Raw genomic sequence first — 16,859 nt, 5'->3', positions numbered from 1 at the left:
GAATTGTAAAAGAGGATGAGATTATCCAAATAATTTTAAAAAATGAACCCATATCAAATTTCAATTTAATATGAGTTCAAACGAGTAAAATAAGGCTTTATATTATCGTAATTATTCCTGCCAATGTGCTTCCTCTCCTTGTGGTGCTGCACCGCCTTGAGCTTCTGTAATTGGAGATTTTTCTTGATTGATGTGATAGATGTAAGCGGCAACTTTTTCTGCATCTCTTCCTGTAATAACGCCATCTTTGATGAAAGGTCGCATCGTAGGATTGTTAGGTGACCCGTTTTCTAACATCCAGAAAACATTTTTGAAAAGACTTTTCTGTTTGATATTAATCCACTTTTTGTCTGTAAGATTTGGACCAATTCCACCTTTTCCTGCATCTGAATGACAGGAAACACAATTCGTTTTAAATATTTGCTCACCTTCTGCGATATTTTCTGCATTGTAAGTCGCTGTTTCTAGATCTATTGCAGGTGCCGTTTTTTCATATTCTTTAATGGATGCCAATTGGAATTTAGCTTCATCTTGATATTCAATATCAGGATGTGCATAATCTGTAAAGGCAAAAGCAAATAAATAAACAACACAAGATGCAATGGTAAAATAAAATAATCCTAACCACCATTTTGGAAGCTGATTGTCAAGCTCTGTAATGCCATCAAAACCGTGATCGATTAGGATTTCTTTTTCTTCTTTAGCCGACTGTTTTTTGAAAGCCGAATCCCAAAGTTTTTTAAAATAAGGAATTGATTTCTCTTTTAGATATTCTTGTTTTTCTTCATCGGATAAAAGTTTGAAATTAGCATTTTCTACCAAATCTCCTATAGAATTCATAATGAATAGAAGAAGGATTACAACTACAATTAGTCCCCAAAATAATGGTGTCAATAGATAATTGGAGTCATCGGACATTTCAAAAACAATGAATATAGAAATTACAGCAGCAATGATGTATATGGAAATTGGAGTTCTAGTTTTCATTTCGATTAATTTTTCAGATTATTCTACGCTTGCAGTTTTGATTTCAGTAGTTTTGATGTCGGTTCCTAGTCTTTGCAAATAGGCGATCATAGCAACGATTTCTCTTTGTTCAAGCGGGATAAAAGCATTTCCTTTTGCTTGTTTTTCCTGTTCCATTTGGTCTTTTAAATCTGCAGCTTCAGAAAAGATTCTTTTAACAATTCCTTTGGCTTGATTGTCTGCCCATTGATTTGCAGAATCGATTTCAGCTTTTTTGTACGGAATGTCAAAACTATTTTTCATTAATAATAATTTATTTACCATTTGGGAACGATCCAATTTGTTAGTAATCAACCAAGGGAAACGAGGCATAATAGAACCCGCCGAAGTTATTCTTGGATTGTACATATGTTTGAAATGCCAAGAATCCGGATTTCTTTGACCTTCACGATGAAGATCTGGCCCTGTTCTTTTGGATCCCCATAAAAAAGGCCTGTCATAGACAAATTCTCCTGCTTTAGAATATTGTCCGTTTTTACCGTCAAACCGCATCACCTCATCACGGAAAGGTCTGATCATCTGGGAGTGGCAGGAGTTGCAGCCCTCGCGCACGTAGAGATCTCGACCTTCCAGTTCAAGAGGCGAATATGGTTTTACGGCTGATATTTGTGGGACATTACTTTGTAGAGTAAGAGTTGGAACAATTTCTACAATTCCACCAATCGCAATGGCAACAAATGCTAGAACAGATAAAATATGTGGCGTTCTTTCCAACCAAAGATGGAAGCCTTCTCCTTGTTTTCTGGATGTATTGACATTAGCCAAAGCTGGAGCTTCTGCGGGAACATTTTTTTGAAACGAACCAGCTTTAATTGTCTTATAAACATTGACAACCATCAATATTGCACCACCTAGATAAAATAATCCGCCTAAAAATCTCATTTTGAAATAGGGTAGAATAGCAGTAACAGTATCCAACCAGTTTTTGTAAACCAAAGTTCCATCCGGATTGAATTGTTTCCACATCAAACCTTGAGTAAATCCTGCTAAATACATTGGAACTGTGTAGAAAATTATTCCTAAAGTTCCCAACCAAAAATGCCAATTAGCGAGTTTTTTTGACCAGATTTCGGTTTTCCACATTACTGGAACTAGATAATATATTACTCCGAAAGCCATAAATCCGTTCCAGCCTAATGCGCCCAAATGAACGTGACCGATAACCCAATCTGTATAATGACCTATTTTATTTAAAGATTTTGTTGCCAAAAGTGGTCCTTCAAATGTTGCCATACCGTAACAAGTAACAGCGACAACAAAGAATTTAAGAATAGGTTCTTCTCTTACTTTATCCCAAGCGCCTCTTAATGTTAAAAGTCCGTTGAGCATTCCTCCCCAAGAAGGTGCAATCAGCATAATTGAGAATCCTGTTCCAACTGCTTGAGCCCAAGCCGGCAAAGCTGTATATTGTAAATGATGAGGTCCTGCCCAGAGATAAACAAATATTAAAGACCAAAAGTGAATAATTGATAATTTATAAGAAAATACAGGACGATCTGCTGCCTTAGGTAAGAAATAATACATCAATCCTAAAACTGGTGTCGTCAAAACAAATGCAACCGCATTATGACCGTACCACCATTGTACCAAAGCATCTTTTACGCCTGCGTAAGCTGAATAGGATTTCCAACTTGTGAATGATAATGGAACTTCTAAATTATTGAAAATATGAAGCATCGCAACAGCAATCCAAGTTCCAATGTAAAACCAAATGGCAACATACAAATGTCGAACTCTTCGTTTCAGAATTGTTCCAAACATATTGATTCCGAAAATTACCCACGAGATTGTAATCAGAATATCAATTGGCCACTCGTGTTCCGCGTATTCTTTTGACGTATTGATTCCCATTAAAAATGTGATGACTACAGCAATAATCATCAATTGCCAACTCCAGAAATGAATCCAAGACAATGTATCGCTGTACATTCTGGTTTTCAAAAGTCTTTGCATACTGTAATAAGCACCACAGAAAAAAGAATTACACACAAAAGCGAAAATCACAGCACTTGTATGCAGCATTCTGATTCTACCGAATCCCATTGCACCTTGAGAATTAATCAATCCTTGGATATTACCACTTCTCAAACTTTGAATCGTTGTATCATCTGTTCCAAAGAAAAACTCCGGCAATTCCGGATAAAACAACATCAGAGCTGCTGTAAGCCCCAAGATAAAACCAATGATTCCAAATGCTACGGTCGCATAGAGAAATGCTCTGACAATATTATTGTCATAATTAAACTTTTGTGTCTCCATATATACGTTTTGAGGTCGAAAATGATTTTATTTCGAAGAGCTTTTTAGGATGCTCTATTCATGGAAATAAATATCATAGTCCCGTTTTATATTTTGACAAAGGTATTTTGTAGCTTTGTGTACTGCTAATAGATTTACTTCTAAACTATACTGAAAACTACTAAAAATAAAAGCGATGAAATTGTGTGGGAAAAATATCAGAAAAATAAGAAGAGATAAAGATTTTACTCAAGAATATATGGCTTTTGAAATGGGAATTTCACAGAAAGCCTATTCGGATATTGAGAATTCTAAAGTCAAAATCAATCTTGATATTTTGACTAAAGTTTCAGCTATATTAGATATCAAGCCATCAGATATTTGCAGCATTTCAGACCAATGTGGAGGAGGTCATTATGAGACTAAATATAATGAGTTACTTGACTTTATGAAGAAAAATAATATCTCTGTTCCAGAAGAATTAATGTAGTTTTTAGCAGATTAAAAGCAGACGATATTCTCCATCATTTTCTTTAGGAGCTCGATGGATACACGGTAAGACTTCTTGTTGCGGATTATCAACTGCTAATCTCCAGAGATGTCCTAAACCTAGATTATTAGGCTTTGCATCTGGCATTGGTTGATAATGTAAGTCAAAATAATATTCCTCTAAAAAAGTATCAAATTCCTCTTCTGGACCATTATGTAATTCTTTAAGTTTTTCCCGAATCTCAGGAATCAGAATTTTTTGAATTGCCTGTTCGTTTGGTAAAATATCACTTGCAGCTCCGTAATAAGTGCATAAAAATGTGCTGGTAGGAATAGGCGAACGATCAACGTGATAAGAATAAACATCTGTTGAAATGAAATCGAGTTCTTCATCCCGATCATAGCTTTTAAGCAAATTGAGTGAAGGTGAAGCTCCAGAATCGGATAATAATTTTAAATCATTTAGAATAATTTCTCTAGCAGTTTGACCATTTTCTGATAATTGAAGAGACAGAAGATCTTCAATACTAACTTCCGTAATATTATCTTTTAATTGAAGTTTAGAAACAATCTCTTTAAAATCTCCTTCCAAATTTCTATCCCAACAAATGGCATTGGTTGACCCTTGAAAATTATTGTTCATAAGTTCGGGGAAAGTAGAAACTATTTTGATTTGGGTGTTGTCAGAAAAGTTATTCATAGGAACATGAAACGTCTAATTACTTAAATACAAAAATAAAGAATTCTTTTAAGTTGATTTTATCCAATTTTATGCTATTGTATTTCTAAGAAATAACATTTGCGTTATTTGAAAATTACTGGTTTTTATGAATGTAAATGTTTCAAATGATTTTCAACAGATTCAAAATGATGAGGTTGTAATTTTTTCTTGAGTCTCATTTTACACGTTCTTACACTTTTTTGGGAAATACCAAGTGTGCTTGCCATTTCGTTGCCGTTTAGTTTTAAAGTCATAAGAACCAGTACGCGGTGTAAATCGTCAGCAAAAAGTAGACATTATATAGTATAAAAGTTAAGGAGTGTTTTCAAAAAAAGAATTACATTTAATTATGGAAACATGTAAAAAAGATTTGTTAATATTTCAAATTATATTGATAAGGTTTTAGAAATATTTGAAGCTTCTGTTGTTTTCAAGATTGTTTTGACTTTTCGGATGGGTTTTGAATAGAATTATTAGTGAAAATACTAATGATGTAACGTCAAAAAAATAGTGGTAATAGAGATTTTGAGTGATGTATGATCACTTACTAAAGTGTATCAAAAAAAAACAGTAGAGGAAAATCCTACTACTGTTAAAATTAAAATGATTCGATTTTAAATCGTAACACATTATTTTTTATACTTTGAAGCCTTCTGAGTTTGGTTTTATAAAGCCAACTCTTGTTTTGCTATATAGCGAAATGTGACTCATGCTTTTTGATATCGTAAGTCATTAAAAGCTAATTATAGTTTCGTAATATCTTTATTTTGATTCTTTTTCTGCATTTTTTTATAAATAACGTTCGACATTATCACGCTTATTTCATATAAAAGGACTAATGGCAATGCCGCAGCCATCATACTTAGAACATCTGCAGGCGTGATGATTGCAGCAACCACCATAATCAAAACAATGGCGTGTCGTCTATAAGTGCGTAAAAACTGAGGTGTTAAAATCCCAATTGATGTCAAGATATAAACCGCAATTGGAAAAAGAAACACAACGCCCATTCCCATTGTTACTTGCAGGAAAAGAGTAGTGTAATCCGATAAATCAAATAGCTGAACAATATTATCTGAAACTTTGAATAACAATCCAAAATTAATAGCAAAAGGGAGAATCAGAAAATAACCTGTCAATACGCCTGTCATAAAAAGCATCCAAATGGCGTTGATGTAGAAAATAGAATTTTTCTTTTCATTAGGCATCAATGCTGGACTGATGAATTTCCAAATTTCCCAAACAATATAAGGAAAAGCTAGAACCAATCCAGAGAAAATAGAAACGGCCATCATTACATTGAACTGTTGAAACAGCTGCTTTTGTTGAACGCTGAACTGTGCTGGCAAAATAAAACTATCATTGCCTGTAAGTGCTCTTGAGTAATGATTTACAATTCTAAAAGTTAAAAAGTCATTTCTTGTAGGACCAAAAAAAATATGATCCATCACCCAATTGATATTGAAACCTACAATTACTGCTAAAATTACAATTGCTAAAATAGATCGTACTAGATGGGATCTTAGTTCTCCAATATGCCCAAGAAAGGACATTTCTTTTTCTTCATTCATATTTAGATTATAGAAAAAAATCAATGGCACAAATTTAAGCAATTTTTTTGCCTTAGAAGTACTTAAAAAAAATCAATTGTTTTATACAGTTCCCGATGCATTTTATCTGTATGTGTCCTTAATGTTAAATATTGTGTTAAATCAGTTTTTTTTAACATTCAACCATGTGGGTTTGGAATATATTTTGTTTCTTGATGTACGGAAACGCCACTCTTAACTAATAATAGTAAGCTTTTTTATATAACAATAAGGTTTCATTTTTTTTCAAAAAACTGACCAGAAATTTTTAAATTTGCGGTAGTGATTTCTTACTAGATAATCATTGTCAAAATTGCAATTTTATTTGGTTTTACGTAATTGTTTAATTATGTTAGTGGGATTTTTTATGTAACATTATGATTAGATATTTGATAAAGTATAGTTTTATATTCTTCTTTGGGTATTCTTCTGCTCAGGTGGGAATTCAAACCTCTCAGGTTGCACCATCTGCTATATTAGAAATTAATACTTCAGATTTAGCTGTTGGAAGCAAAAAAGGTTTTTTACCACCTAGGGTAGCTCTCTTAAGTAATACAGATGTCGTAACTATACCTTCTCCTGCGACTGGTCTGTTTGTTTATAATACTGCAGATGCAGGAACTTATCCTAATAATGTTGTAGCTAATAGGTATTACTTTTGGAATGGTAAAAATTGGTTGGATTTAAGTTTAACCTCTTCATTAGAAGGTTATCTTGCAAATAGAATTTTGAGTTTGAATTCTACATCTACGCAAACTTTTACTTATAATGCAATCAATACAACAAGTGCTGCAAATGGCGGGATTCCTGTAAGTTTTGCAGATGCAGACATTGTTTATAATACAGGTTCTATTGCGACGAAATCTGGGAATGACTTCAGGATCAATATTTCAGGTTTGTATGAAATTGCAGGATTTGTAAATTATAATCCCAACAGAGTATCTATAGGAACACCTCAAAGAGGATGTTTGCTTAATATTAAATTGCAACGTTCTAATGATGGGAATACCTGGACAGATATTATAGGGAATAGAGCGGCGTGGGGAGTTAAGGTAACAAATTTTTTGAAAACAACAATATTGAGTTCTACTCCGGTTTATTTAACAGCTGGTCAGAGAGTAAGAATGGTTATTCAAAACCCTTTTGATATAAGTGATGGTTCTGTTTTGCATGGTGAAAATGATACAACAAGTCCCTTACCGCAAATAACCACATCTAATAGAGTCCCAATTTCTAAAAGTCTAACACTGATATTGCTTGATTATGATTTTTAAAGAAAAAAGTTTGATGAAAATAATACTGCTGCTTTTTTTCTCTGGAGTTTCACTTTTTGGATTTTCTCAAGGAGTAGGAATTGGAACTTCTACACCTAATCAATCTGCATTATTAGATTTAGATGTAAGTTCTTTGGCTTCTAATGCAAAAAAAGGTGCTCTAATTCCGAGAGTAGCTCTTCAAAATAAAACTGATGTCTTAACAGTTGCTAATCCAGCTGTAGGGCTCTTAGTTTTCAATACTACGACCTCTACAACTGATTCAGATATTATCGCGAATACTTTTTATTTCTGGAATGGTACGAGATGGACAGATATCGCAACCTCAGAAACAGTGAAATCGAAACTTTTTACACAACTTTTTATTGTTGGAAATACTGGGAATCAAAACTTAGATAAAAATACTTTTAACAATAGCACACCAATTGTTGTTAATTTTTCTAGCACAGCTACCGGTGCAATGAATGTGGATGTTGGAGGCCGTGTATCTTTATCAAATAACAATTTTAAAATACTTTCATCAGGATATTATGAGATCGCAGGATATGTTGGTTACAATCCTTGGGTGGCTACTACCTGCACTACACAATCTACAGAAAGTAGTTGCGTTGCATCATTGGATTTTATTGTGCAGAGATCTACTGATAATGGCTCTACTTGGGTTCAGATTGCAAAATCAAGCGCAATCTGGGGAGTTGGCACAGGAGATAGAAACAGATCAGTAATTGTTGCTCCATTTACCTTTCAATTTGCCCTAAATGATTTGGTAAGAGCAGTAGTTGTCAAAGGATCTACAGCCAATCACGGTACAATATCTACAACAAGTAGCTTGAATATTGAAGCCGGTACAGGTTTACAATACTCACGATTATTAAGGTTTCAAAAACTTGATTAATTGCTTAATGATTTGAATTTTATGAAAAAACAATTTTTGATATTAATTTCATCTATTCTATTTGCAAACTATAATGCTCAAGTTGGAATTGGAACAACAACTCCAAATTCTTCGGCCATTCTAGATGTCAACTCTATCAACAAAGGATTTTTATTACCAAGATTAAATTTGAGTGGTAAGAATGATAATGCGACTGTAATAAGCCCTGCTAATGGTTTAATGGTTTTTAATCTTACATCATCTGGTGCAGGAACCAATGCGGTCTCTGCAAACTCTCTTTATTTCCGACAAAATTCTCTTTGGCAGAAATTTACAAATGCAACAGAAGTAGGAGTGTTTACTTTTTCAAATCAATTTGTATTAAGGTCTTATAATACTCAAGTTTTTAATCCAAGTCAACTTACAAGTGTAAATAATTCAGGAACTTCGGATATTCCGATTACTTGGACTACAGGAGATGTGTTTTTAGATAATTCAGACGAAGTAGAGCTGAATTCATCAGGTACAGATTTTAAAATCAACACTGCAGGACAATTTCGTATTTTCGCAAACTTTACCTTTAGCCCAAGGAGAAATGTAACTGCGAATAATTCTAATTTTACGACGGTTGCTTTTACAATTATGAAATCTCAAGATAACGGAACTAATTGGACAGCGGTCTTTGGGACAGTATTGCCATTCGATAATGGGATAACCAATGAAGTGCAAACCGTTATCATGCCAAGAGTAATTTTAAATTTTGCTGTTAATGATTTGATTAGAATCGTGATGAATAAACCAGGTGGAACTTCAACACCTAATTATGGTTCTAATTCTGGCGTAGTTTCTAAAGCTACTAATGATATTACAAAGCTCATAAGAATTAGAAGGATTAATTAGAAGTGTCTTGTTCTTCTAATTAATCCCCTCATCTAGCAATTTGTGGATATCTATAATACCATAATACTGATTTTTATCTGTAACAACTAATTGTCCGATATTATAATCTTTTAAAATTTGCATTGCTTCTTTTGCGAGTTTATTTTTATCAATAGTTTTAGGATTTTTACTAATGATGTCTGAAGCTTTGACTTGGGAGATATCATCTTGATTGAGAAGCATTCTTCTGATATCTCCATCGGTAATTACACCAAGGATTTTTCCATTTTCCACAACAACAGTAATGCCATGTTTTGAACCGCTCACGGAAATGATGACATCTCTAATTGAGCTTTCGGTACTGATTTCTGGCTTGTTTGTAGAAACAAATTGTTCCACTTTAGCAGTGAGGTTTTTTCCCAAGCTTCCACCTGGATGAAACTTAGCAAAATCAATATCTTTAAAATCTTTAAGCTCCATTAAGCAAACTGCTAAAGCATCGCCAAGAGCCATTTGGACTGTTGTAGAGCTAGTTGGGGCTAGTTTATTAGGGCATGCTTCTTTTTCAACATGGGTATTCAAAATAATATCTGCGGCTTTCCCTAGTTTACTTTCAGGATTTCCAGTCATAGCAATCAAGGCGGTAGAATATTCCTTCAAAAATGGTAAAAGATTTACAATTTCTGGTGAGTTTCCAGAGTAAGAAATGCATAGAACAACATCTTGTTTTTGGATGACTCCCAAATCGCCGTGAATAGCTTCTGCTGCATGAAGAAACTGAGATGGAGTGCCTGTAGAATTGAGAGTAGCGACTATTTTATTTGCAACGTGTGCAGACTTTCCAATTCCAACAACTATTAATTTTCCCTTGACTTCATTAATTGTAAGGACGGATTTTATGAAGCTGTCACTTAGTCTGTTACGCAGGTTTTTTAGTTCGTTTATTTCTATATCTAGCGCTTGGTGCGCATTAAACAGAATGTCTTTTGAATCCAAAACTTTAAAATGTTTAATTATTTTTTTTAATAGTATTAATTTTGTATCTTCACTTCAATAATTTGAAATCACAGAAATGAAGTTTTAGGCTTCATTTTTTTATCTAAAATAGTTAAAAAATTTATTCTCTAAATTTGCACAACTTTATTAAAGCGCAAATTTAGCAAACAATATCAAAGGATGGATACAAAAGACATCAACTTATCTGCCGAACTCAAAAAATATTTTGGATTTTCTAAATTCAAAGGGCAACAGGAACAGATCATAACAGAACTATTAGAAGAAAAAGATATCTTTGTTTTGATGCCTACTGGTGGAGGTAAATCCTTGTGTTACCAATTGCCGGCACTTATTTCGGAAGGAACAGCAATTGTTGTTTCTCCATTAATTGCTTTGATGAAAAATCAGGTTGATGCTGTAAATGGTTTGTCTTCCGATGAAGGTGTTGCTCATGTTCTTAATTCCTCTCTCAATAAGTCTCAGACCAAACAGGTGATGGATGACATTACTGCAGGAAAAACAAAATTGCTATATGTTGCTCCAGAATCTCTCATAAAAGAAGAATATCTCGAATTTTTAAAAGCAGTTAAAATTTCCTTTGTTGCAATAGATGAAGCACACTGTATCTCGGAATGGGGACATGATTTTCGCCCAGAGTATAGAAACTTAAAAGGGATTATAGATAAAATTGCGGACGTTCCTGTGATTGCACTTACCGCAACTGCAACGCCAAAAGTTCAGGATGATATTCAGAAAACTTTGGGAATGAATAATGCTTTGGTTTTCAAGGAAAGTTTCAATAGATCTAATTTGTTTTATGAAATCAGACCAAAAGTTAACGTTGATAAAGAAATAGTCAAATTCATCAACCAACATAAAGGAGAATCTGGAATTGTTTACTGTCTTAGTCGAAGAAAAGTAGAGGAGTTTGCTCAGCTTTTGCAGGTTAATGGAATTAATGCATTACCCTACCACGCAGGTTTAGATCAAAAAACCAGAGTGGCCAATCAGGATAAATTCTTGATGGAAGAGGTAGATGTTATCGTGGCAACTATTGCATTTGGGATGGGAATTGACAAACCAGATGTAAGATTCGTAATACATTATGATATTCCAAAATCTTTGGAAAGTTATTATCAAGAAACAGGAAGAGCTGGCAGAGATGGTGGAGAAGGCTATTGTTTGGCATTTTACGATCCTAAGGATATAGAAAAACTTGAAAAATTTCTGGCTCAAAAGCCGGTTTCCGAAAGAGAAATTGGGCTTCAACTTCTGAATGAAGTTGTTGGTTATGCAGAAACATCGATGAGTAGAAGACAATATCTACTTTATTACTTTGGAGAAATCTTTGATCCAATCAACGGAGAGGGTGCAAAAATGTGCGACAACTCTCAGAATCCTCCAACTTTGAAAGATGCTACTACAGACCTTAAAAAGGTTTTGGAAATGATAAAAGTTTTAGGCGAAAAATTCAAAACCAAAGATTTGATTTCTGTAATTGCAGGAAAAGAATCTGCTGTTACTAAGTCTTATAAATTAGAACAAACTGAGTATTTTGGATTTGGAAAATCTGAAAGTGACAATTATTGGAAATCTATAATCAGACAGGCGACTGTTCAGGATTATTTGAAAAAAGATATAGAAACTTATGGGGTTTTAAAAATTTCAGAAAAGGGACAAGCCGTAATTAATGGTAAATCTAAAGAACCTTTCCAAATAGCCGAAGACAGAGAATATGATCTTTCACAAATCAAATCAAAATCTGATAGCGATCAAGCTCAGGTGCAAGCTGGCGGCGGTTTGGATCAAGAATTATTCAATCAGTTAAAAGAGCTTCGTAAAACTGTGGCAAAAAAACACGGTATACCGCCTTACACTGTTTTTATGGATCCAAGTCTTGAGGATATGACTGTTCAGTATCCTATTTCTGTGGAGGAAGTGGCGAAGATTTATGGTGTAGGTGAAGGTAAGGCTAAAAAATATGGTAAAGAGTTTGCCGATTTCATCAAAAAATATGTTGAAGAAAACAACATAGAAAGGACTCAGGATATGGTAATAAAACAAGTGGCGAATAAATCTAGCCACAAGGTTTTTATTATTCAAAATACAGATAAAAAAATAGATCTTGAAGATATTGCAAAAGCGAAAAATCTATCCATGATAGAGCTTCTTTCAGAAATGGAAAGTATTATTTATCAAGGAACAAAACTTAATATCAATTATTATATTGAGGAAAACTTTGATGAAGACATCGTTGATGAGTTTATGGATTTTATGAAAAACTCCGAAAGTGATAGCATGAAAACACTTCTTGCAGAATATGGTGATGATTTGACTGATGAAGAAGTTAGAATTCTTAGGATTAAATTCATTAGTGACGTTGCTAATTAAAATATAAAAATGTTGGAAAAATTTCCAACATTTTTATTTATAGGATTTCCCATTTTGGTTTTGTAATTTTAACTTATGAAAAAATCAATCATTTTCATATTGCCCGATTTGGAAACCGGAGGAGCAGAACGCATTGTGACAACAATAGCCAATCATCTTCCAAGAGACCGATTTTCTCCGTCAATTCTTTTATTGAGAAAAGAAGGTGCTTATCTTGATTTTTTGAAATCTGATGTTGAGATTATTGATATTCAAACGCCTAGAATCAGAAATTCTCTTAAACCAATTCTTCTGGAAATCAAACGAAGAAAACCTGATATTATATTTTCTGGTTTCGGAGAAGTGAATGCTTATTTGTCATTGTTTATTAGACTATTCCCGAAAACTAAATTCATAGCAAGAGAAACCAATGTTGTTTCGCAACACGTTACCAGAAAGGAAATTCGTTTTTTCTACAAATTCTATAATGGTTATGACAGAATCATTGCTCAGAGTAATGATATGCAACACGACCTTATCAAAAATTTTGGTATCAAGAAAAAGAAACTCGTAAAAATCAATAATCCTGTTGATATCAGTTTCATCGAAGAAAAACTGAACGAATCAGAACGTCCAATCGAATTTTCTCATCAACACAAAAATGTAGTTGCAATTGGGAATCTGTCTGCAAGAAAAGGATTTGATAATCTTTTGAAAGTGTTTTCAAGACTTAAAAATCAAAATATTTTGCTCCACATTCTTGGTGACGGAAAAGAAAAGGAAATGCTTTTGCAGATGAAAGAAATGCTTGGATTGGAACATGTCGTTTTCCACGGCAAGAAAAGTAATCCTTATCAATATCTCAAATATGCCGATTTGTTTATTCTATCCTCGCGCTACGAAGGTTTTCCCAATGTTCTTCTGGAAGCAGGAGCTTGTGGGATCTATTCTTTAGCCAACAATTGTCCGGGTGGAATTGATGAAATCATCCTCGATCAAATCAATGGTGAAATAGCAAATGTTGAGGATTACGATGCGTTTGCTGAAAAAATAAAACACGCTGTTCATAAAAATAGTAACAAAGAGAATATCAAAGAATCTATCAAAAACAGGTTTTCCAAAGATATTATTCTGCAGAAATATGAAGACCTTCTTTGGGATTTATGATATGAAAGATATTACAATTAATATCCTACTTTCTTACTTGCATCTAAAACTTGATTTTGAAAAGATTCAAGCGGTTGATTATTGGGAAGCTGATCTTTGTGCGATTGGTTTTACAAATAATTTTAAAGATAAATTAATTTACATATCAAGTTTTCAGAAAGAACAGAATCAATTCTATGTTGAAGTAGAATTGGAAAATGGTTTAGAAAAAAATAAAATTTTTGAAAGTTCAACAAGTAAAGAGATTGAAGAACTTCTAATTTCTTTTTTATATTAAAAATTCCTGAATATATTAATTCAGGAATTTTTGTTTTGCTATGTCAAAAACGCGTTTGTCAATTGGTAGTGGAAAAGGATTTTCTCCTTCCAGCGGAATCCATTCTGTTTTTTCGATACAAGGGTCTAAGATTAGTAAATCTTCTTCATTGAGGATTTCAGCCAAATAATAAATCGTAATTAATTGTTCATTATCTCGGAATCTGGAAACCAAAAAATCATCTTGAGTATAAAAGTGTTCCTTGATTTCAATCTCAAGATTCAGTTCTTCTTGAAACTCTCTTTTGAGGCATTCTAAGGTGCTTTCTCCAAATTCCAATCCGCCTCCGGGTAATTTTAAAAGATGGTCTCCGGCATATTCTTCGTGAAGTGCGAGTACTTTGTTGTCTTTTATACAAAGCGCATACACGCGAATGTTGATTTTGTCTATCATAGATGTGATTTGAATGTTCAATTTAAGTAAATTATTTTTTCCAAGCAATTAGCATTTCTCTTTTTCCAGGTGGACCTTGTCTTTTTTCAACTTCGAAGCCTAATTCTATCAAGGCACGTCTCATGCTTCCTTTGGATGAATAAGTTGTCAGTAATCCTCCAGTTTTCATTTTGGATGTCACGATTTCAAATATTTCTTTTTCCCAAAGATCTGGCTGAACTCTAGCTCCAAAACAATCGAAATAAACCAAATCGATAGGAGGTAAATCCATGTTTTTTATATTGAAAAAGTCATCTTTTATCTTTTTAAGATGAAAATTAACATCTAGTTCGACTAATTTTTCCCATTCCGTTTTATGGATTTCTAGAGACAAATCTTTGATGATTTGGTTCGGAAATAATTCAGAATAAGACAATTCTGATGCTTCTTCAAAAAAAATCGGATATTTTTCTATCCCAAAATAGTTGATTTTACGATTTTTGTTATTTTTCAAATATTCATCAAATGTTACCAAAACGTTAAGACTTGTTCCGAAACCTAACTCTAAAATATTAATTTCGTAATCATTTGTTAAATTAAGTCCATTTTTGATAAATACATGTATTGCTTCTTGTAAAGCACCGTGTTTTGAATGGTAAGTTTCTTCTAAATCATTGATTAGAAGTGTTTTACTTCCGTCTTGTGTTTTGATTAATTGTCTCTTCAAAGTAATTTTTTTCAAATTTAACATAAATTTTGATTTATAAAAAATTATTATATATTTGTAATACCTCAACAAAAAATTAAAAAATGATAATTCAAAAATCTACCAACCCAAGAATTTCAAACTTCGATCCCAATAATTTTTCATTCGGAAACGTATTCATAGATCATATGATAATTTGCGAATATGAGAATGGAAAATGGGGGGAAGTACAACTTGTTCCATATGGTCCAATTGGTTTTACCCCTGCGATGATGGGGGTTAATTATGGACAGGCTTGTTTTGAAGGAATGAAGGCTTATAAGGATAAAGACGGTCAAGTCTTCCTTTTTCGTCCAGAAAAGAACTTTGAACGTATTAACAAATCCGCAAAAAGATTAGCAATTCCTGAGATTTCCGAAGAGATATTCTTAGAAGGCTTGAAAGCTTTGGTAGATATAGACAGAGATTGGATTCCTTATGGAGAAGGTACTTCTTTATATATAAGACCATTGTTGTTTGCAACAGAAGAAGCTCTTAAGGCTAGGATTTCTGAAAAATATATGTTTGCCATTGTAGCAACGCCTGCAAAAAGCTATTACACAGCTCCTGTTTCTGTGAAGATTTCTGATCATTATTCCAGAGCTGCAAATGGAGGTGTTGGTGCTGCAAAAGCTGCAGGAAATTACGCTGCGTCTTTCTATCCTACACAATTAGCCATAGAAGAAGGTTATGATCAGATTATTTGGACAGATGATTGCTCTCACGAATATTTTGAAGAGAGTGGAACGATGAATGTTTTTGTAAGAATCAATGATACTATCTATACTCCTAGTACTTCAGATAAAATTCTAGACGGTGTTACAAGAGATAGTTTTATAAAGTTAGCCGAAAAAAGAGGGATTAACTTAGTAATCGGAGATGTGAAAGTTTCTGATGTTATAGAAGCTCAAAAGAATGGAACTTTGAAAGAGGTTTGGGGAGTAGGAACTGCCGTTGTAACTAGTATTTTTGAAGCGTTAGGTTATCAAGGAGAGCGTCTTGAGTTACCAAAACTTTCTGATGAAGAGAGCTTTGCAATACAACTGAAAAATGACCTTGTTAACATCCAAACCAATAACGCTGAAGATCCTTTTGGATGGAGAGTGTTGGTTGAAGAAAATGTCTATAGCATATAGGATTAAATAAAAAGTAAATTGAAAAATGAAAACCGGAAAATAATCTTCCGGTTTTTGTTTTTGATAACAATTAAGTCTTTGAAAATCCTTAATTTCGCAAAAGTTTTTGAAATCTATTTTGATTTTTTTAAACCTTAATTGAAATTATGAAAAAAATATTTGGTTTACTATCTTTTATGCTAATCATTTCTTGTGCTAAACAAACTCCAGTGCACCACTCGGACGAGCAGTATATGTCTGAGAATGAAATGGAAGTTTCTAAAAATAGAACCAAGGAGCTCAATAATTTGGAGAGAACTCAGATTCAAGATTGGATCAATTCTCAAGAAGTGAAATATTATCCAATGGGAATGAATTATTGGGTTAATATCGAAGGTTTGGAGAAGCTCTCACGTAAAAACAATGGGGAAAAAGTATCTTACCAATACGATATCTACGATTTTGACAGAACCAAATTATATGATACTCCAATAGAAAACAACAATGTAGAGTTTGGCCATTTCAAAGAGATGGATGCTGTGGAAGATGTCATTAGATACCTAAAAAAAGGAGAAGAAGCAGAAATATTAGTTCCTTCTGTTTTGGCTTACGGAACTTATGGTGATAATAAAAAAATCACGAATGATATGCCTCTCATTATTAAAGTAAAAGTATTATAACCAACGAT

16 protein-coding genes are annotated in these 16,859 nt (G+C 33.3%); 9 read left to right on the top strand and 7 right to left on the bottom strand.

Features of this window, described 5'->3' with window-relative positions:
- Positions 1 to 111: 111 nt before the first annotated feature.
- The gene (locus RTY06_RS03940) at positions 112 to 987 is read right to left on the bottom strand and encodes a cbb3-type cytochrome c oxidase N-terminal domain-containing protein (RefSeq protein ID WP_312822972.1); all 876 of its coding nucleotides are present in this window, start codon (positions 985 to 987) and stop codon (positions 112 to 114) included.
- Between the two features lie 18 nt (positions 988 to 1,005).
- Positions 1,006 to 3,285 (bottom strand): cytochrome-c oxidase, cbb3-type subunit I, encoded by a 2,280-nt coding sequence (gene ccoN / locus RTY06_RS03935; protein ID WP_312822971.1) that lies wholly within the window; start codon positions 3,283 to 3,285, stop codon positions 1,006 to 1,008.
- Positions 3,286 to 3,460: 175 nt separating this feature from the next.
- Here ccoN and RTY06_RS03930 point away from each other — a divergent pair, with 175 nt between their 5' ends.
- Entirely contained in the window at positions 3,461 to 3,754 is a 294-nt protein-coding gene (locus tag RTY06_RS03930) for a helix-turn-helix transcriptional regulator (RefSeq protein WP_312822970.1), read from the top strand.
- Between the two features lie 3 nt (positions 3,755 to 3,757).
- Here the strand turns inward: RTY06_RS03930 and RTY06_RS03925 are convergent, their stop codons facing one another.
- Both RTY06_RS03925 and tatC read right to left on the bottom strand, forming a co-directional pair.
- Entirely contained in the window at positions 3,758 to 4,453 is a 696-nt protein-coding gene (locus RTY06_RS03925; RefSeq protein ID WP_312822969.1) for a DUF1826 domain-containing protein, read from the bottom strand.
- A gap of 764 nt (positions 4,454 to 5,217) precedes the next feature.
- Complete coding sequence (gene tatC, locus RTY06_RS03920) at positions 5,218 to 6,045, bottom strand: twin-arginine translocase subunit TatC (RefSeq protein WP_312822968.1); 828 nt, start codon at positions 6,043 to 6,045, stop codon at positions 5,218 to 5,220.
- A 395-nt stretch (positions 6,046 to 6,440) separates the two neighbouring features.
- Between tatC and RTY06_RS03915 the strand changes: the two genes are divergently transcribed.
- From RTY06_RS03915 to RTY06_RS03905, 3 genes are read left to right on the top strand one after another with little or no spacing between them, the layout of a single operon-like run.
- On the top strand, positions 6,441 to 7,337 hold the full coding sequence (locus RTY06_RS03915) for a hypothetical protein (RefSeq protein WP_312822967.1): 897 nt from the start codon (positions 6,441 to 6,443) through the stop codon (positions 7,335 to 7,337).
- A gap of 13 nt (positions 7,338 to 7,350) precedes the next feature.
- Complete coding sequence (locus tag RTY06_RS03910; protein WP_312822965.1) at positions 7,351 to 8,232, top strand: hypothetical protein; 882 nt, start codon at positions 7,351 to 7,353, stop codon at positions 8,230 to 8,232.
- 21 nt (positions 8,233 to 8,253) lie between these two features.
- Complete coding sequence (locus RTY06_RS03905) at positions 8,254 to 9,111, top strand: hypothetical protein (RefSeq protein WP_312822963.1); 858 nt, start codon at positions 8,254 to 8,256, stop codon at positions 9,109 to 9,111.
- Positions 9,112 to 9,126: 15 nt separating this feature from the next.
- Here the strand turns inward: RTY06_RS03905 and RTY06_RS03900 are convergent, their stop codons facing one another.
- Complete coding sequence (locus tag RTY06_RS03900; RefSeq protein WP_312822961.1) at positions 9,127 to 10,086, bottom strand: KpsF/GutQ family sugar-phosphate isomerase; 960 nt, start codon at positions 10,084 to 10,086, stop codon at positions 9,127 to 9,129.
- Between the two features lie 180 nt (positions 10,087 to 10,266).
- On the opposite strand from RTY06_RS03900, the gene recQ reads away from it, so the two are divergent.
- The 3 genes from recQ to RTY06_RS03885 all read left to right on the top strand — a co-directional run bounded on the left by recQ (position 10,267) and on the right by RTY06_RS03885 (position 13,900).
- The gene (gene recQ / locus RTY06_RS03895) at positions 10,267 to 12,477 is read left to right on the top strand and encodes a DNA helicase RecQ (RefSeq protein ID WP_312822959.1); all 2,211 of its coding nucleotides are present in this window, start codon (positions 10,267 to 10,269) and stop codon (positions 12,475 to 12,477) included.
- 75 nt (positions 12,478 to 12,552) lie between these two features.
- Positions 12,553 to 13,623, top strand: coding sequence for a glycosyltransferase (locus RTY06_RS03890; protein WP_312822958.1), 1,071 nt, complete (start codon positions 12,553 to 12,555; stop codon positions 13,621 to 13,623).
- Between the two features lies 1 nt (position 13,624).
- Positions 13,625 to 13,900 carry a hypothetical protein gene (locus RTY06_RS03885; RefSeq protein WP_312822957.1) on the top strand — a complete coding sequence of 92 codons (276 nt, stop codon included), beginning with the start codon at positions 13,625 to 13,627 and terminating at the stop codon, positions 13,898 to 13,900.
- A gap of 15 nt (positions 13,901 to 13,915) precedes the next feature.
- Here RTY06_RS03885 and RTY06_RS03880 read toward each other — a convergent pair whose 3' ends face one another.
- Both RTY06_RS03880 and mnmD read right to left on the bottom strand, forming a co-directional pair.
- Complete coding sequence (locus RTY06_RS03880; RefSeq protein ID WP_116033960.1) at positions 13,916 to 14,332, bottom strand: NUDIX domain-containing protein; 417 nt, start codon at positions 14,330 to 14,332, stop codon at positions 13,916 to 13,918.
- Between the two features lie 31 nt (positions 14,333 to 14,363).
- Positions 14,364 to 15,038, bottom strand: a complete 675-nt coding sequence (mnmD, locus tag RTY06_RS03875; protein ID WP_312822956.1) for a tRNA (5-methylaminomethyl-2-thiouridine)(34)-methyltransferase MnmD — start codon at positions 15,036 to 15,038, stop codon at positions 14,364 to 14,366.
- A gap of 83 nt (positions 15,039 to 15,121) precedes the next feature.
- On the opposite strand from mnmD, the gene RTY06_RS03870 reads away from it, so the two are divergent.
- The gene (locus RTY06_RS03870) at positions 15,122 to 16,192 is read left to right on the top strand and encodes a branched-chain amino acid aminotransferase (protein ID WP_312822955.1); all 1,071 of its coding nucleotides are present in this window, start codon (positions 15,122 to 15,124) and stop codon (positions 16,190 to 16,192) included.
- Positions 16,193 to 16,338: 146 nt separating this feature from the next.
- Positions 16,339 to 16,851, top strand: a complete 513-nt coding sequence (locus RTY06_RS03865; protein WP_312822954.1) for an FKBP-type peptidyl-prolyl cis-trans isomerase — start codon at positions 16,339 to 16,341, stop codon at positions 16,849 to 16,851.
- Positions 16,852 to 16,859 lie beyond the last annotated feature (8 nt).

Origin of the sequence: Epilithonimonas sp., assembly GCF_032055105.1 — a bacterium.
Classification (GTDB): domain Bacteria; phylum Bacteroidota; class Bacteroidia; order Flavobacteriales; family Weeksellaceae; genus Epilithonimonas.
The sequence above is the reverse complement of the archived record's forward strand: the minus strand, read 5'-3'. Positions and strand labels throughout refer to the sequence as shown.